Source organism: Mesorhizobium sp. P2_E9 (genome assembly GCF_056403815.1).
In genome coordinates, this window is the sequence record NZ_JBFUET010000010.1 from 204,298 (window position 1) to 229,923 (window position 25,626).

Genomic DNA, 25,626 nt, shown 5'->3' on the forward strand with positions numbered 1-25,626 from the left:
TTTCCCGGGAAAACCGTTCACACTTTTCCTGGAATTGCTCTAGTCGCTGCCGGCAAGGAAAAGCCCGGACGCTCGCGGCACTTGTGGCGTGCCGTGAGCGTCCGGGCTGTCAAATGACAAACTCAAACGCTATGCTTTCGAACCTACTATTTTCCGTGGCCGGGATGTGCCGGAGGCTCGAATTTATATTTGTCGATCTTGCCCAGCTGGCCGGGAGGGCCGACGTGAATGTGGTTCTTGTCCCCCCAGCCGTTGCCCGGGCGTGACCCGCCCGATTTGGCAATTGCCTTGGAGTTCAAGCTCGTGCCGAGCAGAAGCGTTATAGCCGGCGGCGTTACCGCCGCAAACCGTCCTGCTTTCTTGAGAAAGTCCCGGCGCGCCTGAGCCTCCGAGGCCAAGCCCTCCGGTTTCGGTTCCGGGCGTCTTTTACTTCCGGCTGCCATGTCACAAACCCCTATCTTTCAACAACTTTACTTTATGATCTCCCGGGTAGAGAAACAATTTCTCCAAAAGGCTTAGATTTTCGTGCGGGTATTCAGGAGTGTGCGAGCGACGCGGTGCGCGAAATCGAACGGGCCGCGTCGCGCCAAGCCATCGGCACGTGAAAACCGCCACGTGCCCCACACCAGATTGCCGGCCAGGCGCAAGGGGGCGCCAATGATGGGGTGTGTCGCCGTGAAGATGCGCCTCCAGTGCTGGAAACGGATCATCGGGCGCTGTGCGCATTTTGCCGGGATTCTGATCCCGAAGAAATGGTGCAAGGCCAGCAGCTGTGTGTCGAACGCATTGCGGGCGCTTCGATCCGACACGGACGCACGCAGCGCCGTCCAGTTCACGTGGTCGCTCTCCGCCAATTGTGCCAGATCATGAAGGTGCCTTAGATCTATCCTGCCTCGCCAGTAGTCCCCCTCCTTGAGGAGGTCGTGCACCATCCAGTGCAGGGCGCGAGACGGTGCGGGGGGAATTTTCACACGAAGACCATGTCGCTGGACGAGCTTGGGGGGCTCAAAGCCGTTCGCCCGGCTCGGCCGGAGCTCCAGCATCCCGGCGTCCTGCTGGCGGGCCATGCCTCGCCCGCCCCCCACATCGACGTAGCCGAGCTCTTCAAGGCAGGCCCGGGCGGCCTTCCCCTCGGCTGGCTCCACGGCCAGATCGAGGTCACTTGTCATCCTGCTGGGGACCCGGCCGGCTGGGGAAAGGAATAGCGGAACGGCTCCCTTGAGCAGGAGCGGAGCGATGTCGTGGCGGTTGAGGGCCGCAACGGCTTCACGCAGTTGGGCACGCAAACGAAGGTTCCGTTCCCGGTTGCAGTCGTGAACGAACCGCAGATACTCGCGTACATCCTGCGGGAGCTGGTGGATCTGTCCAGCACGCGCAAGCGACGAGAACAGGTCTGGCGTGAGTAGAGTGTGATTCGCCAGCGCAATCACAGCCTGCCAGTCGGCCCTGTCGGCCGGACAGCCGCGAAGGCCGGCGATCAATGCCTCAAGCGCGTTACCCCTGCGCATCATCGGCACGCTCTCGTGACCAGCTTTACCGCATCATCCAGCCTCGAATAGGTCAGGCAATAGGTCTCAGCCGATCCGACGACCTGAGTCAGCACGTCGAACGCGGTGGCGCTCAGTTCTCGACCGGGCGAAAACGCGCCGTTGAGCAGACCGCGCAATGCGCTCGCTGGGTCGACAGGCTCCAGGCAAGCTTTCGAGTCGCGGCCCCGACGAAGCAGGAGCACAGAGCCGATGGGTACGGGAGACCGCGACAAGGGCACGAACTCCCTGGGCACGGCAAACCGCACACGCCTGCGGTCCGGACGGCGACAGATTGGAACGTCATCGAGACCGGGGCAGTATTTGGCCAGAAGCGGCCATGACCCGGCCTTGACCGCGGGGGCAAACGGAAGGCCCACGCCATATCCCCTTGAATCCAGCAGCGTCACGTCGTCCGCGGCGAAGCCGAATCCTGCATGAACCAACGCCAGGGTCAGCGTCGTCTTGCCCGCGCCCGGATTACCGCAAAGAAGCACGATGCGCTCATTCTTGACCAGCGCCGCCGCATGGAGTGCAAGCTCATAGGTACCGCGGTCGAGAACCTCGGTCAGCAATTGCCCTTTCAACATCACGGGAAGTTCGTCTGGCGAGCACGACAAGACCCAGCCGCAATCCCGAAACAGGTGAATTCGCCCCTCGAGCTCAACCACCTGCAGCAGAACGTCAGCCGTCTCTCTCTGGATCTCGAGATGCCGAAATGCGGTGCTCGCGGGAAAGGCGCACGCTGCTGGATAGATTATACGAACTGTAAGGCCCGCAACGGCGACCACCTGGTTCACAGGCGCTTGCGCCGATGATGAAGGCAACGGCGCACGGGGGCGTATCAGGCTCAACCGCTGCCAATCGCCAAGCGCTGCCTCGACGTGCTTTTTTGCCTCACAACTGTCAACGCCAGCACGCGCAATCTCGGTCGAGATTGCTTCCGGCGGCATGCCCTCGTCCAGAGATCGCCAGATGTCGGCAGCCGTATCGTTGACGGCGAAAATGGCCTGCTGGGATGGGCTGAACAGAATGTTTTGCCCCCCAATGCGCACCAACCGCCCCTGGGTCACAAATGGGACCGTGCCATAATCGGCAGAGCCCCGCGTCATGGCCGCTCCGTTCTGCTTCATCAAGCCGTCGTCCTCTACCAATGCGCTGCGGTGGTCTAAGCTATAGTCGCGGAGCCGGCGCCCGCGATGGGCAAAGCGGAGTGCCCTTTCGGGGAAAGCTCATTGCGCCCTTCATTTCCATCCGGTCCTGGACCCGAGGGCTTGGCAGCGACGTGCCGGTTTCGGCTTGACGGTGACTGGAAAACCCGGGCCAAGAGCGCGGTGGTTGCCGATGCCAAACTTGGCGAGGCGCGCATGCCAGGTGCGGATCTCGTCAAATCGGCAAACAATTCGGGGTCGCGCGCCAGTCGCCAGCGCAGCCAAAGCCCCGTGGCAAAGGAGGTCAGTATCGAAGCGAGCACCAGCGCGGTGAACATGCGCTCGTCGATGATGCCGGCGGCGTATGCCACGCTCGCCAACACGATGCCTGGCCCGCCGCGCGTGTTCATGGCGACGCCGTAGTCGAAGGCCCTGGCCCAGTCGGCCCCGGCTGTCCGGGCGGCAACAGTGCAACTCACCAGCTTGATGGCCGTGCTGGCGACAATGAAGAAGAGGGTGAGCGAGCCGTCGAATTGATGCGCCAGATCGAGCCGCAGGCCGACGAGCGCGAAGTAGATCGGCACGAAAAACCATATCGAGATGTCGGCGATATGTTGTTTCACCGCAGCAAGATGCCGTGAGGGAAACCGCGCCATGACGAGACCCGCCAGAAGCGCGGCGAAGACAATGTTCACTTTCAAGAGGCTCGCGGCTGCGACGAAGACCAGGCACAGCAGCATTGTGTAGCCAGTCAGCGACGCTTCGCTGAACTTGCCGAAGAGCCTTCGACGAACCTCGCGAGCAACGGCCGGCGCGACGAAAAGCGAGGCGAGCACGAAGGCAAGGTTGACGGCAATCACGCGCCCGATGCCTCCCGCATCGGCGGCGTCGCCGTGCTGCACCGCCGTGGCGATGGCAAGCATGCTCCAGAGGATGAGATCCTGAATGGTAGCGGCGCCGATAATATTGCGCGCGAAGGAGCTGTTCATCAGGCCAAGATCGAGGAAGATGCGCGAGATAACCGGGATAGAGGTGACGCCAGCGGCGATACCCATCACCAGCTTGAACGCAAAGACATCGCCCGTCTGAGTGTCCGCAAACAACGGCGCGCCCGCATAGCCACACGCGAACGGAACGACGAGCGCGCCGACCACCAGTGCCAGTATGATGCGGCCAGACCCCCCCGCTCCTTCTGCCTGCATCTTGAAGCCGGCGGTGAACATCAGCAAAATCAGGCCCAGCCAGTAAAAGGCGGAAAGCAGGGCACCCTGGGCGGGGAACCCAGTAAACAACCATTTGTGCGCTTGGGGCGAGACAAGCCCCAGCAGGGACGGACCGAGCGCGATGCCGCCCACGATTTCGCCGATCACGCGCGGCAGCTTCAGCCGCTCGAATATATGTCCGCCGCCCAAAGCGCCGACGAGCAGGAGGACCAGGGACAAAAAGAACCGTGCGAGTTCGGGGTCGCTCATGGCGCCGCCTCAATTGACGCGTTCAGAAGGTGAAGCTCGGATTTCGTCGATCGGCGACGGCCCACGCCTCGGTTAATTCCACACATACGAGGCGACGATCCGCGCCGCGAGTTCATCCAAGGAATGCGCCTCGGTGTCGAGTACGAGGTCCGGGCTGTCTGGCGGCCGATACTCGCTGTTGTAGCCGATGAGGGTATCGATCTCGCCACTTATCGCCTTGCGATACAGGCCCTTCGGATCCCGTTGCGCACAGGTTTCGACCGAGCAGGCGACGTAGCCGATCGTCAGGTTTCTGACGTTCTCACGAACATGTTCGCGAGCGTCCTGCCCTGCGGTCAGCGCGGCGACCACGACGTGCAGGCCAGCATCGGCTGCCTTATTGGCCAGATGCACCAGCACCGAGACCACGCGCAACCGGCTGTCAGTGCCAAATCCGAGGTCGGCGCCGAAGAACCCGCGGACTTCGTCGCCATCAAACAGGATGGCCGGAACCCCGAGCCGTCGCAAGTCCGCAACGACGCGGCTTGCCAGCGTCGTTTTGCCGGCGGAGGTTGGACCAAGCAGCCATAGCACCGTTCCCGGTTCAGGATGTTCGCGGTCCTGCAAGGGCAGCCCGAAATGTTTCATTCCGTTAGCCATCTTTCGCGTCCTATTCCTGGAACACTGCGTGTTTCATCATCACCTCGGCGCGTACCACCTCCTGCACCTCGGATCGCATCATCCAGTTCGGCAGCGCTTCTCCCGCTCGCAGGGCACGTCGAATCTCCGAGCCGCTAATGGGCGTCGCAGCCTTGCAGGCGTTCAGGTCGACATAGCTCTCGGACTGGGTGTCGTAGCCGATGGCATCGAAGAAGATCGGCTCTATGCCTATGTCGCCCAAGTCATCAAACAGTTCCCTGCTCTCGTTGGCGGCGTAGAAACCGCCGACACCTGAGTGGTCGCGTCCGATGATGAAATGGCTGCAGCCCATGTTCTTGCGGCACAGGGCGGTGAAAACCGCTTCGCGAGGACCGGCAAATCGCGGGTAGGTGATGAAGCTCGCGAGCACCACCTTGCCCGGCGGATAAATGCCGTAGTCGAGCATGGCCTGGTAGCCGTCGAGGACAAGATGCGGCATGAAATCTCCGCGCTTGGCAGTTCCCACCACGGGATTGATCAACAGGCCGTCTGCGTAGGTGCGCTCCAGGGCAGCCATCTGGATCACTTCGTGGACGCGATGGACAAGGTTGCGGCTGTGGAAGGCCACCACCCGGGTCCAGCCCTTGTGCGCAAACACCGTACGCAGTTGGGCCGGGGTCAGGTCGTAGCGGCGGTACGGCAAAGGCAGCGGCTGGATGAGGGTGATGCCGCCGGCGAGGAAATGGCCGCCGCGCGCAAGCACGCGGGCGACGCCGGGATGCTCGCGCGAGTCCGTGCCGAACCATTTGCGCGCGAGCAGTTCCGGCTCGAACTCATAGGCTTCGGAGATGTCGAGAACAGAGTGCGACAATCCGCTTTTGCTGCAAAGGAGAACGCGGTCGCCCTTCGAGAACCGGCGCGCGATTTCCTTGGAAACGGCCAGGACAACCGGCATCGTCCAGGCCAGACCGGAGGGAAGCCGGTTGTGTTCAAGCACGCTTTCCAGGGACGCCCTGTCCATGAAGCCGCACAGCGGCGAGAACGTACCGCGGGCAATCTGTTCGACGTCGGTCAATTCGTCATCACCGACCGTGACCGTCGGCAAGTCCTTGATGTCCAGATCTTCCGCCGGTCCCAGCGTCCGGATGACCAGGCGCCCGCCATGCGGCTCGACGCCGCCCAGCAGAGATGACGGACGCACCCGGATGGCGTGCGTGCCGCCGGCCGCATTCCGCCGGAATTGCTCAGCGACCTTGACGACCATCCTGGCACAACTCACCGGGTATTGACCGATGGCCGTTTCCGCCGCCAGGACGAGGCCGTCGGCACCATCCGCCAGGGTGTTGTAGACGTCGTTGACTTCGGCGCGAGTCGGCGTTGGCGAACTCGTCATCGACTCCAGCAGGTTCGTTGCGACATAGACCTTCGCGCCATGCGCCTTCGCATTTCGGATGATCATCTTCTGAATAGCGGGAATCTGCTCGATCGGGACTTCCCGGGACAGGTCGCCGCGGTCGATCAGGATTGCGTCGGACTTCTCGGCTATCGCGGCGAGATGGCGCAAGCCGCTCAGGCATTCAATCTTTGAGATAATGACCGCGCCGGCGCCGGCTTTGGCCCGAATCCCGTCGACGTCCGACGCACGATGCGCAAAGGAAAGCGCGAAATGGCGGATGCCCATCCGGCGGCCAATCGCGATGGCTGCCAGATCCTTTTCGGTCAAGGGCGGCATATCGAGCGTACGCTGCACCGTTACTGCCTTGTTCTGACCGAGCTCTCCGCCGTTCAGGACCCTGAGGATCACCGCGTCGTTGTTTTTCTCCACGACCTGCGTGAGGACGGCGTTGAAATCGATGCTGATGAAATCGCCGACCTGAAGCTTGTCGATGATGTATGCCGGGTAGAAACTGATGCCGAACTGGTCACCCGCCGCCGGCCGGGCTCGGGCGGTCAGGAACCGGTTCTCGCGCACCGTCACCTTGCCGTCGACCAGCGGGCCGGTGCGCACCTGCGCACCTTCGGTATCGAGGCAAATCGGAATATGCGTCCGCTTCTGGATGAAGGTGATGATCCGCTCCAGATCCTCAAGCTTCGTGTGTGACAGATTGAGGCGCAACAGCGAGGTACCAACCCGCTCCAGCCAATGGATCACCTTGTCATTGAGCGACGCCGGACCCAACGTGCACAGCAGTTCGACTTCCCTGGCTTTCATGGCTCCCACCTTTGTTTTCCCCTCTTGTGCAGTACGCTCGATGAAACGAAGAACCGGGACGCGATGTTGCCTATCGTCGGCGGCGCTCAGACCGAGCAAACGCTTCAATGCAACGATGGAAAGGAACGGTCCGGTACTTGCCGACGGGTTCGGCTTCTCACAGAACTTCGTCAGAGAACCGGGCCACGTCTTGATGCGCCGCGACCCACTGGAGATGCGCCTTGTTCCAGTATTCGCGCGCGTCAGCGCCCGTCAGCACCCTGAAGCCGGACGGAGGCAGTGGCAGTTCGAACGGGATTGGCTCATCGGGCAGCCACAGCAACACGTTGTCCCGGCTTTCGATGGTCTTTAGCCACGTGCGTTTCAGGCGATGAAATCCGCGCATGTTTGCCGCTGCCAGCGCGAAAACCGATCCTGTGATCCTCAAGCTGGGCGACACATCGGACGCCTTGACCGGTGCCTGGTGTGTGATTTCACCCTTGGCCAGATAGGCATGCATGCGGATGAGCGATCCGTCGATACGCACGATTTCCTTCGTTCCGTCCCGGTCGTTTTTCGCGGGATCCACGCTAATCCCCGAGAAACATCCGTCGAACAGGCAATCTTCGATGGTGCCGCTGAGCAGATAGTCATTCTCCACCGCATCATCCCTGATTTCGCTGAGCCAGCACCCTTTGAGGTGAAAGCCGCCGGCCTGCTCGGCGAAGCGAATTCCGTCCCAACAGCGGCGTGCGCGTACGCCTTCTATCGTCGCGTTGGTCGATCCGCCCCTGACGAGAAGTGCCGCGCTGTTGCAGTAGGTATCTTGCCAGTCCGACGTCTGCGGCACCTGGCCGTTGATGCGCCCGCCAATGAACCGAACGCCAGGGCAGTCACGGATGACGACCGGATAGCGATTGACCGGCAGCGTCCCCTCATCGCAGCCCATGATCGCGCTCGGATCGCTGTTCCTGCTGTTGGCAACCAAGAAGGTAGCATTGCGAGCATCGATTGTTGCTCCCTCAGGCAGGTTCGGAATTGATAGTTGTTTGTATCCATACTCGCCATTCAGCACGATCGGCTGGCCTTTACCGCTGTCAGTCGCCGGGAGAGAGGCCTGCCCACCTTCCGCCTTTTGCGAGCCTAACAACAGGGCGAAGACGGGACAGGAACCGGCAAGGCCCATGAATGAACGGCGATTCATTTTCGTGCTCATTGTTCTGCCGAATCGCACAAGCGATGTCTGTCGAGGAAGGCTAGCAGGACTGCCTCAAGCGCTCGTTCCGCGACGTCTTTGGGCGATGCCAGGCTGTCGACATCGACCGCCGCCACCAAGCCGGCGTGATCTTCCGCGCGCAGTTCCCTGCCAAGATCCGCTGCGATCTCGCGGCAGGCACGGTCCGCCATGGACCAGAGCTGGAACTCCCTGTCGGGAGATATCTTTTGCATCCGCGAGGACCGATCGCCTCGTGTCCGTAGTCGACCTCGTGCGACACCAGCCTCGCTTCGCAGATGGACAAAAACCATGTCGTACACGCCAATGGCGGACAAGATATCGAGCCAATTCTCGGATGTCGTTCGACGCTTGCTCTTCAGCAGTATGGACCAGAACCCCTGCAACAATCCCTGGTCCATTATGACGATCGAGTTTCTCTCTAGTCGTTCGTTCTCGATGTAGGCGACCAGAACGGAAAGATTCCAGACGACTCTAACCAGGTCGACAACAGAGGTCTGCCCGCTTTCGATGGCAAAGCGTGCGATACGTCCAAACATTGAACGAAACTCGGGGTTCCAGAATCTCGGGATAACAATACCGATCCTGTATAGCTGCCTTCCGATGAATGTTCTCGGTTCCCGAGCCATCCTCACTTCGCCTATCAGCGAGCCGCACTGCCGCAAGCTGTTCGCCAACAAGCTTGAGGTGGTCGTCTTTCCAATCCCGGGGAGACCAAAGAATTCCACAAATCGAACATCTGACCGAAGCAGGCGAGCATTGGTATTTGGCGGCAGGCTTTCCGCCAAGTCACGAACATTGGGCGAAGTCATCGGATTCAGCCGGCGGAGATAGCGCTCGGAAGACCGGTGAGAGCAGGAAAGGGCCCTCGCTCTTCCTCAGTTCCCAAGTGTGCGAATACCGGCGACGCGGTGCCTGTGTACCGCGCTGTATTCTTGGCGCGCTCGGTCTGCGGCAATCGTTGCATGCCGCGGTAGAACATGAGCAGCGCCAACGGCAGCCAGAAGAAAGGCGCGGTCGATGGGCCGAAGGAATCGCTCATCTGATTAGCGACGAGGTAATTCCACACAGAAACCGATGCGCCGAGCACCATCACATTTATCTTTGTCGCGGAACTGCTCGTGTCGTTGCCAATCAAGGTGTGAAGAACTGCGCTCGCCAGGTAAAGTGTAACCAGCAGGGCAATGACCGTCACCAACCCGAGGCCGGGCACTCCCAGCGTCCTGAAATAGTCGATGAACAGGTTGTGACTGTGGGGGGCTATGTCACCTATCCACTGGCCCGCACCCACTCCTAGGAACGGATGCTCCATGCCCAGATCGATCGACATCGACCATAGGCGTTGCCGCGATATCATGGAATGCGCGTCCCCCCCGGAGAGCTGAACGAATAGCAGGCCGTACGCTCGCGGATTGAGGTGCTCCAATAAACGCAAACTCGCTAGGAACAACACTGGAGCTGCAACTATACCAAATATAACAGATACTGGATTCTTTTTTCTTCTTATTAAGAAAATACTGTATAATCCATAAAATGCGCCAAGACCCGCAACACCGACAACAAAATTGGTCTTTGAACCTGATTTCACCAAACCCAGGAGCACCGCCACGAGGCAGCCCACGAGGAGAATTCGATATTTGCGGGAAACGGTCAGCTTCGCGGCAACAAGCGGCAGCCCCGCCGACAGGGCAATTCCCAGTTGGTTCGAATGCTTGAAATATCCTTCGGCCCTGTCGGCAAACCTGGCACCGCCCAGGCCGACTATTACGAGGCAGGATGTTATGAAGCTCATGATGATCATCGCCGTCACAATCCTGTCAACCGCCTCGGAACCCTTGGGTCTCATGGAGATTGCCGCAATGGCCGGGATTATCGCGAAACCAAACACCTGCGCGAAAACCGCGCGTCCAGTCCTGATCGGATTGTCGGCGTAGGTCGTCGATAGGAGGGAAAGAACGATGATGAGACCAGCTACCGCCAGCACTGCAGCCGCCAGGGCCGCTTCGGTCCGATGGAGGCGCCTTGCGGCCTCGCCGTAGGAGGGGACGCTTAGCAAGGCGCAGAACAGGGCTAGCAAGAAGGAAATCGAGCCGTCAGCTCCGCCAATCCGCGCGGCGCCTGGGAACCAGGTCGACGCGATAAGCAGGATAATAGATGCTTGCAGCATAGCTTGGACGTCACACTGAAAGCGTTATGCAGCAACTGCTTGCCGACACGGCCAGCTGCGCAACGTCCAGCGCCCTTTTGCTCTGAACCGCAACGCTGAGAAATAGAGGCTCAGCGCTCCTTTCTGGACAATTCAAGGCATGCTGCCGCACCGCGGGTGAATACTCCGCATACCCATTTGACAAGCAGCGTAGGCCCAGCCGGTGGACAAGGAAATGAGCGAAAAGGGGGCATTGGGACAAGGTGTCCTACGCCTTTTGTGCAGGCGGCGCAGGTGCAGCGATTTCCCGCCGCCTGGTCGACAGCGGCCAGGCCATACGCCCGGATTGAGTGTTGGTACGAATTTGCAGATGTGGGAGACTCGGGGCGCGGCACACTGAGTCTTGCGGACCATAGGAGATCGCCGTGCATTGGGGCCTTGTCATTGTCGGCGCGATCGGCATCTTGCTTGGATTGCGCGTTCGCGCGCCTGCGCTGATCGTCGCGACCGCCGTGACCGTCATGGTCGGTGCCGTTGCAGGTGGCACTGGCAGTTTGTTTGCTTGGCACCGCCTGCTTTCGATCCTGCTCCTGGTCGTCACACTGCAATGCACCTATTTGCTCGGCCTCTTCCTTGGCATCGTGTTGCGTCGTGGCATGTCACGTGAGCAATGACGGACCGCGACCTCTTTTGTCGCGGCTGGCGCCGGACCCGTTTGCCACTGTCGCCAAAGGTACACTGCGGTTTTGGGGCAACGACAGGGATGAGATCAAGAATTTGCGATGGCTCCAGAGCCATTCCACGAAAAAGGCGGTAACGGTTTCCGTTCGGAATTGGGTCGAAACGAAGAGATATTACGCGTTTCCGTGAACCGATGAGCCGCTCTAATCAAGACGCATGGTTGAATTTCATCACGGCGAAGATCGTCCGAACGAGAATGACGACATCAGCCCATATGGACCAGTTTCGCACATAGCTGCTGTCGATTGAGACACGACTGGGATAATCTATTGCGTCTCTGCCCGTTACTTGCCACAGGCCGGTCAATCCCGGCCGGGTTTGAAGATAGTCGATCGCACAGGTTCCATAGCGTTGCAGTTCGTCGGGAACGACCGGTCGAGGGCCGACGCAACTCATTTCGCCGCGCAGCACGTTGATGAGCTGGGGCAACTCATCGAGGCTCGACTTCCTGAGAATGTGCCCCAGGAATGTGATGCGCGGATCGTTCTTGAATTTCCAGTGTTGTCCCCACTCCTTGGCGGCTTCGGGATTGCTCGCAAGATAGTCGGCTAGAACCTGCTCGGAGTTGGCGACCATGGTCCGGAACTTGTAGCAGGCGAAACGCTTGCCGTTGAAGCCAACCCGGCCGTGGGAGAATATCACCGGCCCGCCGTCGGTCACCAATATCAGAAGGGCAACCGCCAGCATAACCGGAGCGGCGAGGACAAGCGCGACCAGTGCGACCGTCACGTCCATCATCCTCTTGCGCCGGCCTCCAAGCGGACGACGGTTTTGGCCGGCACGGATGCCGGGCCTGCGAGAATTTATGTCAAATGCGCTGATTGTCACGATTTTCGCCCACGAGTTTCGCCGAGGAACGCTGATGGCTGTAGCTAAGCGCCCAACTTCATGCCGGCGGGTCATTCTGGACAAGAGCCGCAAAGGAGGTAGCGCCGGACGTGGCGCTGGCTACCCCCTTCGCCTGATCCGCGCGTTGCTGGCGTGGTGTCGATAAGCCTTCTGATCGAACGGCGTATCACCGAGCATCCGTTTGCTGCGGTAGCAGTTCGGGTAGGTTCGGCTGTATTGCGAGGATGACGCATTGGAACTGGTTTCGGTTACCAGGCGGTCGAGTGTGCCAACCCAACTCAGGTCGCCACTCTCCTGGCAAGGATGTCGAGAGAATGTCCGGAACCACGTTCGCCAAATGTGCAACCCCGCAACGGCGGCATCCATCAACACAATGCAGGACATGCACGCGCATCGCGCCCCGACTAGATCCGGCAGGGACTGGTTCTCCTGCGTCAAAGGACATTGCCAGCCTATCTGATAGTGGAGAGTGCGCAACGTGGCGCCCAGCTTGATGCCATCATCACGTGATTTCCCCGCAAGGCCGTTTGCTCGTCATGTTCCCGAGATCGACCGTGCGCGAACTCTCGCTATCGTTCACAGGCAAATAGCCTTGCTTGGTCTCGATCTCTCCGGCCTTACCGTGGTCGTTGGCGCGGCGACAGGATACCAGGCGGCGACAGCGACAGCCGCGGCGCTCGCCAATGCGGCCCATGTCGTTGCGCTTGCTCGCGTCCCCTACAGGCATCCGAGCCTGACAGCAGCCGCGGACGCGACGTCGGCATTTGCTGAATATGCAAAAGTCTCCGAACGCGTGGAAGTGACGGATCGCATCGACAGCCGCAAATGGCAAGAGGTTGACCTCGTCACGAACTGTCTCCAGGTCGGGCCGATTTCGAGGTCTCTCATCGAACTCTTACCCCCTCATGCGGTTGTTTCGCTAATGGCTGAACCGTGGGAGCTTCGGTCAGGCGTTGTGGACTTCGACGCCTGTGACGAGGCCGGTATCAAAGTCGCGGCTCCCAATCTCAGCCATCCGTCCATAGCTCTGCTGCCAGAGTTCGCGCGGTTGTGCCGCGCCTTGCTCGACGATGCAGGTGTCGATCAACCTGCGGCGAGGCTCGCCATCGTCTGTGACACGCCTTGTGCACCATTCCTCGCGTATACGCTTCGCGAGCGTGGGGCGAGAGTAAGCGTATTTTCGCACCCGTCGCTCCTGACCGACAATGTATGGGATGTGATCGTAGTCGCGATGCGACCCTCCGATAGACCGTCAATGGACATCAACAGCCTGGGCCGTATTGCCGGGAACTCGCGTCATACGCTCTTGGTGCAGTTCAGCGGCAAGATCGATCGCTCGGCCGCCAGCTATTTCGGCCTCAGTGTGTGGCCGCCGAAACGGCCTGCAAGTGATCAACTGGGCCTGCCGCTCGACATATTCGGAGCGGATCCGGTAATCCGCAGGCTAACAGGCGGGCTGAAGGCAGCCGAAGCCGCATATCGCGGCGCCGAAATGGGAGGGGAAAGCGTCGGATTTATCGTCAAGGCAGGATTCGCGACAGCTGACTGCCCCCCCAGTCGCGCGTACCCGTTTCGCGACAAGGGCCTGGAAGGGCCGTCCGACTTCTGAACCTCGGACGATAGCGGCCGACATCACGGAGGTCTGGCTCCATATCGATGCAACAACGCCCAGCAGCTTGTCCTCAGGCCGGCCACGCAAGGGGCCGGCCGCGGCAGGCTCAAAGCATCATCTGCCTCAACTTGTAGGCTACCTCCGTACGGTTCGTTGCCTTCAGTTTTTTCATGATGTTGCGGATGTGGACCTTGACGGTGCTCTCGCAGAGGTTGAGCTCGTAGGCGATTATCTTGTTCGCCTTGCCTTTCCTGAGCGCTTCCACAACCGCGGCCTCGCGTGCGGTGAACATGCCGGTGAGCGGGCGGGCTCCGTTTGCGGCCGAATGGATGATCTCGCGGAGCGCCAGCACACAGCTGGCGGGTACGAAGATTCCTCCGGCACGAGCCAGGCCAATGGCCTCGGCAGCGACCCTCACCTTCACACTTGTGGGAATGTAGCCTCGGGCGCCGCATTCGAGAGCCGCGAGAATCTCGCCCGGCTCGTCGGAATCCACCACAACGATGACGGGTACGGCGCCAACCTCGGAAATGAAGTGCACGAGTTCCGTCCGGACGCTCTCGTCGGTGACCTTTCTGGCCCCAAGAATGACGAGGATCGCGGATGGCTCCGCCTCACCAGCAATGCGCCGGATCTCGTCAAGCGATCCTACCGTGCTAACGCGGAAGTTGGGATTGTGCTCGACAAGGCCACGAGCAAGGCATTCGCGCTCGAGTGCTCGCTTGTCGACAATTATGACCAGGCCTTCGCTCGGATGTCCTCCTTCAAGATCGGTCCTGCCAAGGCCATTCGTGTCCGGCAGATGCCCATTAAGCATCGGCCTCGTTGCATCATTCCAAGGTACGGAAATTTGAGGTTGTCCCATCGCCCTACTCCTCTCCGCCGCCGGCTTTGCTTTCACTTGCTTTCTTTGTCTTGTATCCTTCGCAAAGCCTATGAGCGGCATGAACTGAAACGCGTCCACCGTGTATCGGGCTGCCTACATGTCAATTGGATATAGATTCAAGGAGTACGCCATACGTCGTCAAAGGCCCAGATGTATGGCACCCCCGCACCATTGAGGTAATCCAGCCTGACACGCATACTACGATGCTGTGGAAAAGGCGCATTAATCCCGGTTAACAATTTGTTAATTATATCTTAGGTGGCTAATGTACCCAAAAGGATAACAACTTGGAATTGCGCCGACGCATTTCGCACTAAATGGATGAAATTGGGATTGCCTCGATGTGGAGAGGGACCCCTGGCGATTGGTGGGAATAGGCCCACAGCTTTTAGAAAATCCACCGACCTCGGCTGCCCGTGCCCCATCTCACCACTGCGGTCAGGATTGCTTCTCGACCTGTAACAACAGCCTTGTCCGGAGGGCAAAAGGGCGACGTCAGCATCGAATACGGCGTGGACCCGAGAGGTCTCGAACCTGTGGCCTCTATCTGCCGAGGCAAGGCAGCGCTAAAGGCTCGCCCTCCACAAGGCAGGACGTTTCCGTTTTCAGGTGCTACCCATTCCGTATAGATAGGAAATGGCCGGTGCAGTTTGGGCTCATTGGGATGGCGGACCACACCGGCCACCGCGGGAAGAATTCGACGTCCCCCGCACTGCTTTAACTTATGAATATATTAGAAATGGCGCAATTACGCCCTTTGTCGGGTAGTGGGTTAATCGGCAGCGATTTCCATGTGCGGCCGCTCAGCCTCGGTCATTTTTGGCGAACCGCTGCACCGTTTCCGGCGTTTACCACGCACCGCTGCAATCTGCGTCCTCGGTCATGTGCGCCTGAAGAGCGCCGACGCTCGGCATCCGCAAGATCATTACCGCTTCCAGCGAAACGGTCTATGGCGTGTGCTTTGCCGAAGGCGATCGCGATTTCGCATCGTTTCCGGTGGAAGAGGATTACGACGTCGATCCGACCGACAGCTATGGTCTTTCCAAGGTGCTGGGTGAGAAGATTGCGCGTTCTTTCGCCTCCGCACCGGAGCCGACATTTATGCGCTGCGGATCGGCGGCGTCGTCGAACCGCAGGACTATGCCCGCTTCCCCGGTTTCCTGGCTGATCCCGGGAAAAGGCGACGCGACGCCTGGACCTATATGGACGCGCGCGATCTCGGCCAGATCGTCGATCTGTGCATCGAGAAGGATGGCCTGGGGTTCCAGATATTAAACGCCGTCAACGAGAACATCGTGGCTGAGGTGCCGACGGCGGAGTTTCTGGGCAGGCACGTACCCACCATACCGGTCACACGCGCCATGGATACGTTCGAGGGGCCTATCAAACCGCAAGCTGCGCGACGTCCTTGGCTTCCGGCAAGAGTATGACTGGCGCACACAAAAACCCGGTTGATGCCCCGACGGGCAGCGCCATGCAGATGGAGGCTCAGTCGAAGAAGCCTGCATCCTCTTCCCGGAGATATTTCCTGGCCGCTTCGGCGTCGATATCGAGGCCCAGGCCCGGCGCTTCGAGCAGGTCCACCATGCTGTCCTTCACGATCTGCGCCGGCAGGCCGATCACCAAATCCTCCCACCAGGGGTCGGAGGCGCTCGGATACTCGAAGGCGATGTAGTTGGCGGGCAAGGTGGCGCAGACGTTGATCAGCGCGCCGAGGCCAAGGAGGCCATTCGCGGTGCCGTGCGGCGCCATTAGGATCGAGTGCATGTAGGCGTGCTCGGCGACCCATTTGAGCTCGGCGATGCCGCCGATATCGGCGGGATCCGGACCGATGACGCGGACCGCCTGCGTCTCGATCAGTTCCTTGAAATTGTGCCTGAGGTAAATCTGCTCACCGGTATGGATCGGTGTCGAGGTGGAAGTGGTCAGTTCCCGATAGGCCTGCGGATTGACCCACGGCACATAGTCGCCGGTCAGCATGTCCTCGAGCCACATCAAATTGTACTTCTCGACCGCGCGAGCGAATTTGATCGCATCGGGCAGCATCCAGCCCGGGCCGCAGTCGAGTGCCAGGCTGACCTTGTCGCCCAGCACCTCCTTCATCGCGATCACGCAGTCGAGCATGTGATTGAAACCGCGCTCGCTGATCACGCCCTGATCCATGGCGCCGTGATAGCCGGCCTTCTTCTGCGTCACGCCGTAATGGAAGCCCTCGATGCTGTCCTTCATGTTGGAGTGGAACGAGATTCCCTGCTTGACCATGAAGAAATTCTGCGGCTGCTCCATCATCCATTTGACATCAGCGGCATAATCCTCCGGCCGATCGCCCGAGCGCTTCTGGCGGATCGAGCCATTGTAGACGCGCACCTTGTCGCGCACCTTGCCGCCGAGCAGTTTGTAGGCCGGCACGCCCGCCGCCTTGCCGGCAATGTCCCACAGCGCATGCTCGATGGCGCTCACCGCGGCGCCATAGGGCTTGAACGAACCGCGCTGGCGGATCTTCAGCATCACCCGCTCGACGTCGGTCGGGTCCTCGCCGATCAGCGCGTCGCGAAAATGCAGCACAAAGGGCTTGAGATAGGTCTTGGTGAACTCGACCTCGCCAAGGCCGTAGAGACCCTCGTCGGTGACGATGCGGACGATCGGGTGCTTACCGATGACGGCGCAGCGCAGGTCGGTGATCTTCATGGCGCAGTCCTATTTCACAGACGAGAAAGCTGTCGGCGTGAGCAGCTGGCTGCTGATATTGGCAACGATCTGCCCGTCGCGCTCAGACTCGTCCCGGGCCTTGTGCCATGCCGGATCGGTGACGAACGCCGCCCATTTCGCCTCACGCTCGGCCAGCGATTCCCAGGCGAGGAAATAGGTGAGGCGATTGCTTTTTTCACCGATCGCCGTGGTGAAAAACCCGGCTTGGCGGATGCCATGCCTTTCCCAGATGGCCAGCGTTTGCTCGGAAAAGCGCTTGAGCAAAGCCGGCAGCCTGCCCGGCAGGCAGTCATAGATACGCAGTTCGTAGATCATGGTTTCGTCCGTTTCTTTCTTCGCCTCTCCCTGGGGAGAGGTCGCCACGAATGGTCGGTCGTTGGCCCTGTGAGCCTGGGGGGAATGAGGGCAGGGGGTCTGGGCTAACTCCAGGTCCGGTCCCAGCTATATTCATTGTCCCAATGCTCGGTGGATTGCCATATCCCCGTGACACCGGGCTGCAGATGCCGGCTGATCACCTCGTCGACCACGTCGTCTATGCCCAGCCCCGGCCTGTCAGACACGGTGATGAAGCCGTCCTTGACGAGCGGCTTGGGCAGGCCGGTGACGATGTCGTCCCACCAGTCGACATCGGCGGAGTGGTACTCGAGCGCCATGAAGTTCTCGGTCGCGGTGGCGACATGCGCGGCGGCCATGGCGGCGATCGGGCTTTCGGCCATATGGATGGCCATGGCGACGCCGTGGTCCTGCGCCATATCGCCGATCTTCTTGGTCTCGAGGATGCCTCCGCTGGTGAGCAGGTCCGGGTGGATAACAGAGAGGCCGCCACTCCTGAGCAGAGGTTCGAACGCCTCCTTGAGGTAGATGTCCTCGCCAGTGCAGATCGGCACGGAAGTAGCCTGCTGCAACTGCCGGTACTGATCGGTGTGCTGCCATGGGATCACATCCTCCAGCCACGCCGGGACGTATTTCTCGATACGGCGCGCCAGGCGTATGCCGTCCTGCAGCGAGATGTGGCCGACATGGTCGATGGCGAGCGGGATCTCGTATCCGATCACCTCGCGGACCTCGTGGATATACTGCTCGAGCAGGTCGATCCCTTTTTCGGTGAAGTGCAGGCCCGTGAACGGGTGCTGCACGTTCTGCGCGTCATAGGCGAGATTGCGGGCCTTGCGCTCCTCGAGCGTGCCGCCACGGCCGCGCGGGTTAGCGTGAAACCCTTCGAGCGCGCCGGCGGGCGCGGTCACGGCGCCCGGGACATGGGCGATCTGCATCAAGCCCAGATCCATCTTGAGAAAGGTGAAACCGCGGTCCATGCGCTGCTTGAGGCGTTTTCCGGTTTCGGTGCCGCTTGGCTTCTCCGCGTCGGTATCGCAATAGACGCGCACCTGATCGCGGAACTTGCCGCCGAGCATTTGGTAGATCGGAACGCCATAGGCCTTGCCGGCGAGATCCCAGAGCGCGATTTCTACCGCCGAGACGCCACCGCCTTGCCGGCCGTGGCCGCCGAACTGCTTGATGCGGCGAAACAGACGATCGATGTCGCAAGGGTTCTCGCCAAGCAGCCGGCTTTTCAGCATTAGTGCGTAGGTGGCGCTGGCGCCGTCGCGCACCTCGCCAAGCCCGACGATGCCCTGGTTGGTGTAGATCTTGAGCAGCGCCGAGGTGAACGGCGCGCCGACGATTTCGGCCACCCGCATGTCGGTGATGCGTAGGTCGGATGGCTTGGAATTGGTGTTGACCCGATTGAGAGCCTCGCCGGCTCCACCCGTCTTTGGCATGACTTGTCCTCGTTTCAGATCGCCGGGGCTTGTCGCTGGAGCGCAGGGCGCTGCTAGCCCAGCTCAATCTCGTGGGCTTGCAGATAGTCGCGATTCATCTCGACACCGAGACCAGGCTTCGACGTCAGCTTGAGGTTGCCGTTCGAGACGTCGAGCGGTCGGTCGATGAGGTGATCGTATTTGCCCAGGTTCCACTCCGACGTCTCAAGCTTGTAGAAGTTGGGAACGGTCATCATCACCTGCGCCCCCGCAACCACGTTGATCGGTCCCGCTGCGTCATGCGGCGAGACCGGGATGTAGTAGGCTTCGCATAGGGCGGAGATCTTCTTCAGTTCGGTAATGCCACCGGTCCAGGTGACGTCAGGCATGATGTAGTCAGCGAGCTTGTTTTCGAGCACCGGCACGAAATCCCATTTCGTGTGGCCGCGTTCGCCCCACGAGATCGCGGCACTGACCTTATCACGCACCTGCTTGAGCGCGTTCAGGCTCTCCGGCGGACAGGGCTCCTCGAACCAGTCGATCTGGCCGGCTTCCTCGAGGCTCCGGCAGAGGCGAATGGCGGTGGGAACGTCGAAGCGGCCATGCGCATCGATGAGGATGTCGACATCAGGGCCCGCCGTTTCGCGGATCAGCGCCGTGAGTTCAGCCGCTTCGCGTTCATCCTTGCGGGTCATGCTGCCATCGAGATAGCCGTCCCTCCTTTCGCGGGCCTCGCCATCGACGCTAGGACCTTGGTGGGGGAACGGATCGAATTTGAGCCCGGTGTGTCCTGACTCGACGATGTCGCGAATTTCGCGGACCACGGCCTCCTTGCTGGTGAATTTGGCCTGGTTGGGGTGGGTGTAAAGTGCGATTTCCTCGCGCACCGGCCCGCCCAGCAACTCGTAGATCGGCTTGCCGAGGACTTTGCCATGGATATCCCAGAGCGCTATGTCGATGGCGCTCACGCATTCAACGGCGGCGCCGCGGCTGCCCATATAGGTGAAGCTGCGGAAAATCTTGTGCCAGAGGTGCTCGATGCGCGCCGGATCCTCGCCCGTCACGGCGATGCCTATCTGCCGCAGGATCGTGCAGAGCGCGCGGTTGGCCAGCTTTGTGGTGGTGGTGATCTCGCCCCAGCCGCTCACCCCCTCGTCGGTCGTCACTTCGACGAACAGGTATTCTCCCCAATATGAGGCCGGGGATTTGATCAGCCATGGTCGAATGCCCGTGATTTTCATCTCAACTACCTTTGTCTGAATGGCCGGGCAAACGATCGCCGGGCCGGCTATCCAGCCCGGGCCGCGCTACGCGCGCGCATGTGTTCGAGGACATGCCGGCCGGAGCCCTCGACATGGCGCGCAATGAGTTCGGCTGCCTCGTTCGCATTTCCCGCTTTCACATGAGCGATGAGCTCACGGTGCTCGCGAATGATCGCGGCACGGCGGGCGAGCGTGAAATTAAAACGCCGGCTTACGGCGCGCAGCACTTCGCGATGCTTCCACCAAAGCTCGGCGGCATGGCGGTTATAGTGCCGCTGGTACATCACGGTGTGGAAGGCCGTGTCCAGCTCGCTGTGCCTGAACGTGTCGGCAAAGTTGTTCTCTTCGATCAGGCCTTGGAGGCGTTCGAGTTCGGCGATGTCCTCGTCGGTGGCCATGTTCACAAACCATCGCGTTAGCGCCGGCTCGATCAGCACACCGATCTCGTAGATATCCCGGACAAAATCCTGATCTATGGGCCGCACGCGTGCCCCGCGATTGGGGAGAAAGGTGACAAAGCCTTCGCCGCGCAGCAGTTGCAGGGCCTCGCGCACGGGATTGGTCGAGGTGCCGTGACGCCGGGCCAGATCAGTGACCACCAGCCGTTCGTTGGCGGCGAGCCGCCCTTCGATGATGTCCTCCCGGATCTGCTCATAGAGCGAGGCGCCCTCGCTCGAGGCCCCAAGAGGATCGATCCCCTCCGGTGGCTCTGCTTTGAATTCCCGCGTTTCGGCCAAGGCCGACTCCCCCTTCCATGAATACACACCTTTCTCGATATCACGCACGATTTCCATAAACAATGTACGATTTGTTGCGTTGACAGCCAATCTGCGATCTGAAAACGTATAAAGTGCTCTAAGGGATACATTTGAGGAGATGTCCCCGCAACCGACGAGCAAGGCCGCTCGCCTCGATGCAGAGCGGCATGGGAGAGATACCTGGAGGATACCTATGACGAGGATTACACTCGGCGGTGCCGTCCTGCGCGGCACTGTCTCCACTGCGTTAGTGGCATCGTTGATGTCCGCACCGGCGCTGGGTGCGGCGCCGGTCGACTTGAGCAAGTGGTCGCCGGAATATGTGCGCTCCATTGCGGGCACACAGGATTTTGACACGGCAGGCGATTGCGCCAAGGTCACCCCGCTCGACTACAAGGGGCGACTGACGTTTTGGTATCAGGGCGTGTTCGAGGGCGACCCCGACCTCCTGCGCCAGTACTACAAGGATTTCTTCGAGACCTTCCGCAAGACCTATCCGAACATCCAGCTCGAGGACCAGGCCCTCACCTACAACGATCTCCTGGACAAGTTCCGCACGGCGCTGCTTGGCAATGCAGCGCCGATGGCGGTGCGCCTGCAGATCCTGGGTGGTACGGAGTTCGCCTCAAAGGGCTATCTGCAGCCGCTCAAGCCTGAGGACGTGGGATATTCGACCGAGGATTTCTGGCCCGGCGCCATGAAGGCCGTGACTTGGGATGGGGTGACCTATGGCATCCCGACCAACAACGAAACGATGGCCTTCATCTGGAACGCCGACATTTTCAAACGTGCGGGCCTCGATCCGAACAAGGCCCCGGCAACCTGGGACGATGTCGTCAAGTATTCCAAGCAAATCCATGACAAGCTCGGCATCGCCGGGTACGGCCTCGTGGCTCGCAAGAATGCCGGCAATACCCCGTACCGCTTCATGCCTCAGTTGTGGGCCTATGGCGGCGGCGTCTTCGACGAAGCCACGGCGAACCCGACCTATAAGCAGATCGAGCTCGACAGCCCGCAGAGCAAGGCCGCCCTGCAAGCCTCTTACGACATGTATGTTCGCGACAAGTCGGTTCCGGTTTCGGCACTCACCAACCAGCAGGCCGACAACCAGCCGATGTTCCTCGCCGGCCAGCTCGGCATGATGATCTCGCACCCGTCCGACTACAATGTCATGCTCGACCTCCAGAAAAAGGCGACGGGCACCGACAAGGACAAGGCGCAGACGGTTATCGACAACATGCGCTACGGCCTGATCCCGACTGGCCCTGACGGCAAGCGCGCCGTCGTCTTCGGCGGCTCGAACATTCACATCCTGAAGCCCGAATATGTCGAGGGCGGCAAAGTGGACGAACCGGCCGCGAAAGCCATCATCTGCATGTGGACCAGCCCGGAATGGTCGCTGAAGATGGCCTATGCCGGCTCGAATCCGGGCAATCTCAACGGCTTCAAGACCAAATGGATGAAGGAACGTCTCGACAGGATCAAGTTCCTCGATGTCACGACCTCGATGCTGCCATACGGCATCCCGTTCCCGGCGCTGCCGCAATCTCCCGAGATCATGAACATCATCATCCCGGACATGCTGCAGAATGCCCTGACCGGAGCGATGACCGTCGATCAGGCAGCTGACGATGCGGCGAAGAGGGTGAAAGAGCTGATGGGCGGCGGGCTCTAGCCGAAGCCTGAGCTGAGATCTTACCGGTTGCGCCTTGAGCGCAACCGGCCCGTTCCGAAAAATAAGGGCACGCCAAAGTGACGATCCTGACCGGCAAGACCGGGGCTCGGCGAGGATTGCGACCCCTGCTGCGGAAGATCTGGGAGCATCGCGCCGACTACGCGTATGTGCTTCCCGCGATCGCCGTGATGCTGATCGTGATCGCCTATCCGATCTACTACACGGTCGAGCTGTCGTTCTTCAACACGCCGCCCGGCCTGCAGCTTCGCGACAAGATCTTCGTCGGCGTCGACAATTATACGGCGATCCTCAGCAGCGAGATTTTCTGGAAGGTCACCTCGAACACCCTTATCTGGACACTGGCATCCACCTTCATCTCCTTTGCCCTGGGGTTTGCCTGCGCGCTGGCGCTCCATCGCGACTTTGTCGGCCGTGGTGTCCTGCGCGCCATCCTGATCATTCCCTGGGTCATCAGCGCGGTCGCCGCCTCGTATATCTGGAAGTGGATCTACCATTCGGACTTTGGCATCATCGGCGCGGTGCTGGTCCAGCTCGGATTGGCCGACCGGCCGCCGAATTTCATCGACAGCGTCTCAACGGTGCTGCCCTCGCTGATCGTCGTCAACATCTGGCGCGAGTTTCCATTCGCCATGATCATGATGATGGCCGGCCTGCAGACCGTGCCCGACCAGTTGCTGCGCGCTGCAAAAGTCGACGGGGCCAATGCGTGGCAGCGCTTCTGGCATGTCACGTTCCCGCATCTGAGGAACGTCTCGACGGTGACGATCCTGCTGCTGGCTGTTGCCAACTTCAATTCCTTCATCATCCCCTGGATCATGACCGGCGGCGGGCCGTCGAATGCATCGCATATCTGGATCACCCACATCTATGAGCTCGCCTTCGGCCGCCAGCGCTGGGGAGTGGCATCGGCCTATTCGGTGCTGTTGTTCCTCATCCTGATGATGTTCGGTTACTTCTACGTCCGTGCGCTGAGCGGCAACGAGCGGAAGGATGGCAGCGCATGAGCACGACCGCCGAAACCGCCGCTCGAGGCCAGCCCCGCCGCCGCATGCGCGTCGACGGATGGCGGTGGGGCGGGCGCATCTTCCTCGTCTTCATGCTGCTTTACACGGCGTTGCCGATGATCTGGATGCTGCTCACCTCGATCAAGTCCGGCTTTGCAGCGATGCAATTCCCGCCGCAATGGTGGCCTGACGAGCCTACCCTTGCCAGCTACCAGAAGCTGCTCGATCCGCAGAACAGCGTCGGCCAGGACTTCCTCCGCTTCTTCTGGAACAGCCTTTACGTCTCCACTGCCACCACTATCCTTTCGGTGATCGTGGCGGTTCCCGCGGCCTATGCGTTTTCGCGCTTCACCTTCCCGGGCCGGAACTTCCTGTTCTTCGCCGTGTTGCTGCGCAACATGTTCCCGGCGGTGATCTTTCTCGTGCCGCTCTTCATCCTGATGCGCGCGATCGGGCTGGTGAACACACACGGCTCGCTAATCCTGACCTATCTCACTTTCGGCCTGCCGCTGGCGATCTGGCTGCTGAAGGGCTTTTACGACAACATCCCGGTGCAACTCGAGCAGGCGGCGCGCATCGACGGGGCGACGCGGTTCCAGGCTTTTATCCTGATCGTGATGCCGCTCTCGGCGCCAGGAATCATCGCCACGGCGATCTATTCCTTTATCGGCGCGTGGAACGAATACATTTACGCCTACACGTTCCTCTCCAAGAACGAGCAGCTGACGTTGCCGGTCGGCATCCAGCGCTTTTTCTCGGAAAATACGACGGACTTTCCAGGCCTGATGGCAGCCAGCTTTATCATGAGCGTGCCCGTCGTGGTCCTCTTCCTCGTCCTGCAACGATACTTCGTACGCGCCCTCACAGAAGGCGCGGTCAAGCACTAGGGAGTTGCCGATGGCCCATGTGGTCCTCAAAGATCTCGTCAAGACCTATGGCAGCTTCAAAGCCGTCAACGAGGTTTCGCTGACCGTCAATGACGGTGAGTTCGTTGCGCTCGTCGGTCCGTCAGGCTGCGGCAAGACAACGACCCTCAATCTCGTCGCGGGTCTGATTCCGATCACATCGGGCGATATCGTCATCGGAGACCGGGTGGTCAATGACCTCGACCCGAAGGACCGGGACATCGCAATGGTGTTCCAGAACTACGCGCTCTACCCGCAAAAGTCGGTCTATAAGAATCTCGCCTTCCCGCTGCAGATGCGCAAACTGCCCAAGGACGAGATCGACAGGAAGGTCAAGGAAGCGGCGCGCGTACTCGACATGACACAGCTGCTCGAGCGCAAGCCGCGCGAACTTTCGGGCGGGCAGCAGCAGCGTGTGGCCCTGGGCCGTGCCCTCGTCCGCGATCCCGCTGTGTTCCTGATGGACGAGCCGCTTTCCAATCTCGATGCAAAACTGCGCGTGCAAATGCGGTCGGAGATAAAGCGCTTCCACCAGGACCTTAAGGCCACGATCATCTACGTGACGCACGACCAGCTCGAAGCCGTGACCATGGCAGACAGGATGGCGGTGATGAACGGCGGCTACCTGCAGCAATACGATTCACCGGCGCAGGTCTTTGCCCATCCGGTGAACATGTTCGTCGCCAGCTTCATCGGCAGCCCGGCGATGAGCCTTGTTCCACTGGAAGCATCGACGACAAACGGCAACACCGTGCTGACGGGCGCGGAGCGCTGGAGCCTCGAGCTCTCGCCGCGCAACGCCCGGAAAGTCGCGCGGGCGACGACCAAGAAAGTCGTGCTCGGCGCACGTCACTCGACGATCAAGCTCCACAAGAGCGCGGTGCCAGGCGCCGTTCCTGCCAAGGCCTACACGGTGGAGCCTACCGGAGACATCACCTTCGTGCAGGCGTTTCTGTCTGGCGCCATCGTCAACGTCAGCGTACCGCCGACCATTGCCGTCGCGCCAGACGAGCAGATCTGGCTCGAGTTCGACCAGGAGCGGATGCACCTGTTCGACGGCGAAACCGAAATCGCCCTCGAGGCTGACTGAGACAAGGCGGGTGCGTTTG

At 60.5% G+C, this 25,626-nt stretch carries 23 protein-coding genes; 8 read left to right on the forward strand and 15 right to left on the reverse strand.

The window, feature by feature from the left end; all coding sequences use genetic code 11:
• Positions 1-515: 515 nt before the first annotated feature.
• From AC1D05_RS20010 to AC1D05_RS20045, 8 genes are all read right to left on the reverse strand, one after another.
• Positions 516-1,511, reverse strand: a complete 996-nt coding sequence (locus AC1D05_RS20010) for a nucleotidyltransferase family protein (protein ID WP_477443235.1) — start codon at positions 1,509-1,511, stop codon at positions 516-518.
• Entirely contained in the window at positions 1,508-2,659 is a 1,152-nt protein-coding gene (locus AC1D05_RS20015; protein WP_477443356.1) for a PqqD family peptide modification chaperone, read from the reverse strand. The genes AC1D05_RS20010 and AC1D05_RS20015 overlap by 4 nt, the downstream gene beginning before the upstream one ends.
• A 35-nt stretch (positions 2,660-2,694) precedes the next feature.
• Positions 2,695-4,149, reverse strand: coding sequence for a cation:proton antiporter (locus AC1D05_RS20020; RefSeq protein ID WP_477443237.1), 1,455 nt, complete (start codon positions 4,147-4,149; stop codon positions 2,695-2,697).
• A gap of 72 nt (positions 4,150-4,221) precedes the next feature.
• Positions 4,222-4,788, reverse strand: coding sequence for an adenylyl-sulfate kinase (locus AC1D05_RS20025; protein ID WP_477443239.1), 567 nt, complete (start codon positions 4,786-4,788; stop codon positions 4,222-4,224).
• A gap of 10 nt (positions 4,789-4,798) precedes the next feature.
• Positions 4,799-6,979, reverse strand: a complete 2,181-nt coding sequence (locus AC1D05_RS20030; protein ID WP_477443241.1) for a pyruvate kinase — start codon at positions 6,977-6,979, stop codon at positions 4,799-4,801.
• Positions 6,980-7,136: 157 nt separating this feature from the next.
• Positions 7,137-8,174: a hypothetical protein gene (locus AC1D05_RS20035; protein ID WP_477443242.1), complete on the reverse strand. Its 1,038-nt coding sequence runs from the start codon at positions 8,172-8,174 to the stop codon at positions 7,137-7,139.
• On the reverse strand, positions 8,171-9,004 hold the full coding sequence (locus tag AC1D05_RS20040; RefSeq protein WP_477443244.1) for a hypothetical protein: 834 nt from the start codon (positions 9,002-9,004) through the stop codon (positions 8,171-8,173). The genes AC1D05_RS20035 and AC1D05_RS20040 overlap by 4 nt, the downstream gene beginning before the upstream one ends.
• A gap of 5 nt (positions 9,005-9,009) precedes the next feature.
• Entirely contained in the window at positions 9,010-10,359 is a 1,350-nt protein-coding gene (locus AC1D05_RS20045; RefSeq protein ID WP_477443246.1) for an O-antigen ligase family protein, read from the reverse strand.
• 404 nt (positions 10,360-10,763) lie between these two features.
• On the opposite strand from AC1D05_RS20045, the gene AC1D05_RS20050 reads away from it, so the two are divergent.
• Positions 10,764-11,012 carry a hypothetical protein gene (locus tag AC1D05_RS20050; protein ID WP_477443248.1) on the forward strand — a complete coding sequence of 83 codons (249 nt, stop codon included), beginning with the start codon at positions 10,764-10,766 and terminating at the stop codon, positions 11,010-11,012.
• A gap of 214 nt (positions 11,013-11,226) precedes the next feature.
• Here AC1D05_RS20050 and AC1D05_RS20055 read toward each other — a convergent pair whose 3' ends face one another.
• The gene (locus AC1D05_RS20055) at positions 11,227-11,982 is read right to left on the reverse strand and encodes a sugar transferase (protein WP_477443250.1); all 756 of its coding nucleotides are present in this window, start codon (positions 11,980-11,982) and stop codon (positions 11,227-11,229) included.
• Positions 11,983-12,520: 538 nt separating this feature from the next.
• On the opposite strand from AC1D05_RS20055, the gene AC1D05_RS20060 reads away from it, so the two are divergent.
• Entirely contained in the window at positions 12,521-13,537 is a 1,017-nt protein-coding gene (locus AC1D05_RS20060) for a hypothetical protein (RefSeq protein WP_477443252.1), read from the forward strand.
• Between the two features lie 109 nt (positions 13,538-13,646).
• Here the strand turns inward: AC1D05_RS20060 and AC1D05_RS20065 are convergent, their stop codons facing one another.
• Positions 13,647-14,405 (reverse strand): LuxR C-terminal-related transcriptional regulator, encoded by a 759-nt coding sequence (locus AC1D05_RS20065; RefSeq protein WP_477443358.1) that lies wholly within the window; start codon positions 14,403-14,405, stop codon positions 13,647-13,649.
• Positions 14,406-15,338: 933 nt separating this feature from the next.
• On the opposite strand from AC1D05_RS20065, the gene AC1D05_RS20070 reads away from it, so the two are divergent.
• Positions 15,339-15,701, forward strand: a complete 363-nt coding sequence (locus AC1D05_RS20070) for a hypothetical protein (protein WP_477443359.1) — start codon at positions 15,339-15,341, stop codon at positions 15,699-15,701.
• Entirely contained in the window at positions 15,629-15,856 is a 228-nt protein-coding gene (locus AC1D05_RS20075; protein WP_477443254.1) for a hypothetical protein, read from the forward strand. Before AC1D05_RS20070 ends, AC1D05_RS20075 begins: the two co-directional genes overlap by 73 nt.
• 58 nt (positions 15,857-15,914) lie before the next feature.
• Here AC1D05_RS20075 and AC1D05_RS20080 read toward each other — a convergent pair whose 3' ends face one another.
• The 5 genes from AC1D05_RS20080 to AC1D05_RS20100 all read right to left on the reverse strand — a co-directional run bounded on the left by AC1D05_RS20080 (position 15,915) and on the right by AC1D05_RS20100 (position 20,891).
• Entirely contained in the window at positions 15,915-17,114 is a 1,200-nt protein-coding gene (locus AC1D05_RS20080) for a mandelate racemase/muconate lactonizing enzyme family protein (RefSeq protein ID WP_477443256.1), read from the reverse strand.
• A 9-nt stretch (positions 17,115-17,123) separates the two neighbouring features.
• Positions 17,124-17,450 carry an NIPSNAP family protein gene (locus AC1D05_RS20085; protein WP_477443258.1) on the reverse strand — a complete coding sequence of 109 codons (327 nt, stop codon included), beginning with the start codon at positions 17,448-17,450 and terminating at the stop codon, positions 17,124-17,126.
• Positions 17,451-17,554: 104 nt separating this feature from the next.
• On the reverse strand, positions 17,555-18,913 hold the full coding sequence (locus AC1D05_RS20090) for a mandelate racemase/muconate lactonizing enzyme family protein (protein WP_477443260.1): 1,359 nt from the start codon (positions 18,911-18,913) through the stop codon (positions 17,555-17,557).
• A 53-nt stretch (positions 18,914-18,966) separates the two neighbouring features.
• On the reverse strand, positions 18,967-20,133 hold the full coding sequence (locus tag AC1D05_RS20095; protein ID WP_477443262.1) for a mandelate racemase/muconate lactonizing enzyme family protein: 1,167 nt from the start codon (positions 20,131-20,133) through the stop codon (positions 18,967-18,969).
• Between the two features lie 47 nt (positions 20,134-20,180).
• Positions 20,181-20,891, reverse strand: a complete 711-nt coding sequence (locus AC1D05_RS20100) for a GntR family transcriptional regulator (protein WP_477443361.1) — start codon at positions 20,889-20,891, stop codon at positions 20,181-20,183.
• Positions 20,892-21,105: 214 nt separating this feature from the next.
• Between AC1D05_RS20100 and AC1D05_RS20105 the strand changes: the two genes are divergently transcribed.
• The 4 genes from AC1D05_RS20105 (at position 21,106) to AC1D05_RS20120 (ending at position 25,607) form a co-directional block, all read left to right on the forward strand.
• Positions 21,106-22,587 carry an ABC transporter substrate-binding protein gene (locus tag AC1D05_RS20105; RefSeq protein WP_477443263.1) on the forward strand — a complete coding sequence of 494 codons (1,482 nt, stop codon included), beginning with the start codon at positions 21,106-21,108 and terminating at the stop codon, positions 22,585-22,587.
• A gap of 77 nt (positions 22,588-22,664) precedes the next feature.
• On the forward strand, positions 22,665-23,612 hold the full coding sequence (locus tag AC1D05_RS20110) for a carbohydrate ABC transporter permease (RefSeq protein ID WP_477443265.1): 948 nt from the start codon (positions 22,665-22,667) through the stop codon (positions 23,610-23,612).
• Positions 23,609-24,499, forward strand: a complete 891-nt coding sequence (locus AC1D05_RS20115; protein ID WP_477443267.1) for a carbohydrate ABC transporter permease — start codon at positions 23,609-23,611, stop codon at positions 24,497-24,499. The genes AC1D05_RS20110 and AC1D05_RS20115 overlap by 4 nt, the downstream gene beginning before the upstream one ends.
• Before the next feature lie 10 nt (positions 24,500-24,509).
• A complete protein-coding gene (locus tag AC1D05_RS20120; protein WP_477443269.1) occupies positions 24,510-25,607 on the forward strand; it encodes an ABC transporter ATP-binding protein in 1,098 nt (365 codons plus the stop codon).
• The last annotated feature ends 19 nt before the right edge of the window (positions 25,608-25,626 follow it).

Excerpts from the sequence above, each read along its gene's own strand:
- AC1D05_RS20010 (WP_477443235.1), bottom strand. The coding sequence starts at position 1,511 with ATGATGCGCAGGGGTAACGCGCTTGAGGCATTGATCGCCGGCCTTCGC.
- AC1D05_RS20015 (WP_477443356.1), bottom strand. The coding sequence starts at position 2,659 with ATGAAGCAGAACGGAGCGGCCATGACGCGGGGCTCTGCCGATTATGGC.
- AC1D05_RS20020 (WP_477443237.1), bottom strand. The coding sequence starts at position 4,149 with ATGAGCGACCCCGAACTCGCACGGTTCTTTTTGTCCCTGGTCCTCCTG.
- AC1D05_RS20025 (WP_477443239.1), bottom strand. The coding sequence starts at position 4,788 with ATGGCTAACGGAATGAAACATTTCGGGCTGCCCTTGCAGGACCGCGAA.
- AC1D05_RS20030 (WP_477443241.1), bottom strand. The coding sequence starts at position 6,979 with ATGAAAGCCAGGGAAGTCGAACTGCTGTGCACGTTGGGTCCGGCGTCG.
- AC1D05_RS20035 (WP_477443242.1), bottom strand. The coding sequence starts at position 8,174 with ATGAGCACGAAAATGAATCGCCGTTCATTCATGGGCCTTGCCGGTTCC.
- AC1D05_RS20040 (WP_477443244.1), bottom strand. The coding sequence starts at position 9,004 with ATGACTTCGCCCAATGTTCGTGACTTGGCGGAAAGCCTGCCGCCAAAT.
- AC1D05_RS20045 (WP_477443246.1), bottom strand. The coding sequence starts at position 10,359 with ATGCTGCAAGCATCTATTATCCTGCTTATCGCGTCGACCTGGTTCCCA.
- AC1D05_RS20055 (WP_477443250.1), bottom strand. The coding sequence starts at position 11,982 with ATGACCCGCCGGCATGAAGTTGGGCGCTTAGCTACAGCCATCAGCGTT.
- AC1D05_RS20065 (WP_477443358.1), bottom strand. The coding sequence starts at position 14,405 with ATGGGACAACCTCAAATTTCCGTACCTTGGAATGATGCAACGAGGCCG.
- AC1D05_RS20075 (WP_477443254.1), top strand. The coding sequence starts at position 15,629 with ATGGACGCGCGCGATCTCGGCCAGATCGTCGATCTGTGCATCGAGAAG.
- AC1D05_RS20080 (WP_477443256.1), bottom strand. The coding sequence starts at position 17,114 with ATGAAGATCACCGACCTGCGCTGCGCCGTCATCGGTAAGCACCCGATC.
- AC1D05_RS20085 (WP_477443258.1), bottom strand. The coding sequence starts at position 17,450 with ATGATCTACGAACTGCGTATCTATGACTGCCTGCCGGGCAGGCTGCCG.
- AC1D05_RS20090 (WP_477443260.1), bottom strand. The coding sequence starts at position 18,913 with ATGCCAAAGACGGGTGGAGCCGGCGAGGCTCTCAATCGGGTCAACACC.
- AC1D05_RS20095 (WP_477443262.1), bottom strand. The coding sequence starts at position 20,133 with ATGAAAATCACGGGCATTCGACCATGGCTGATCAAATCCCCGGCCTCA.
- AC1D05_RS20105 (WP_477443263.1), top strand. The coding sequence starts at position 21,106 with ATGACGAGGATTACACTCGGCGGTGCCGTCCTGCGCGGCACTGTCTCC.
- AC1D05_RS20115 (WP_477443267.1), top strand. The coding sequence starts at position 23,609 with ATGAGCACGACCGCCGAAACCGCCGCTCGAGGCCAGCCCCGCCGCCGC.
- AC1D05_RS20120 (WP_477443269.1), top strand. The coding sequence starts at position 24,510 with ATGGCCCATGTGGTCCTCAAAGATCTCGTCAAGACCTATGGCAGCTTC.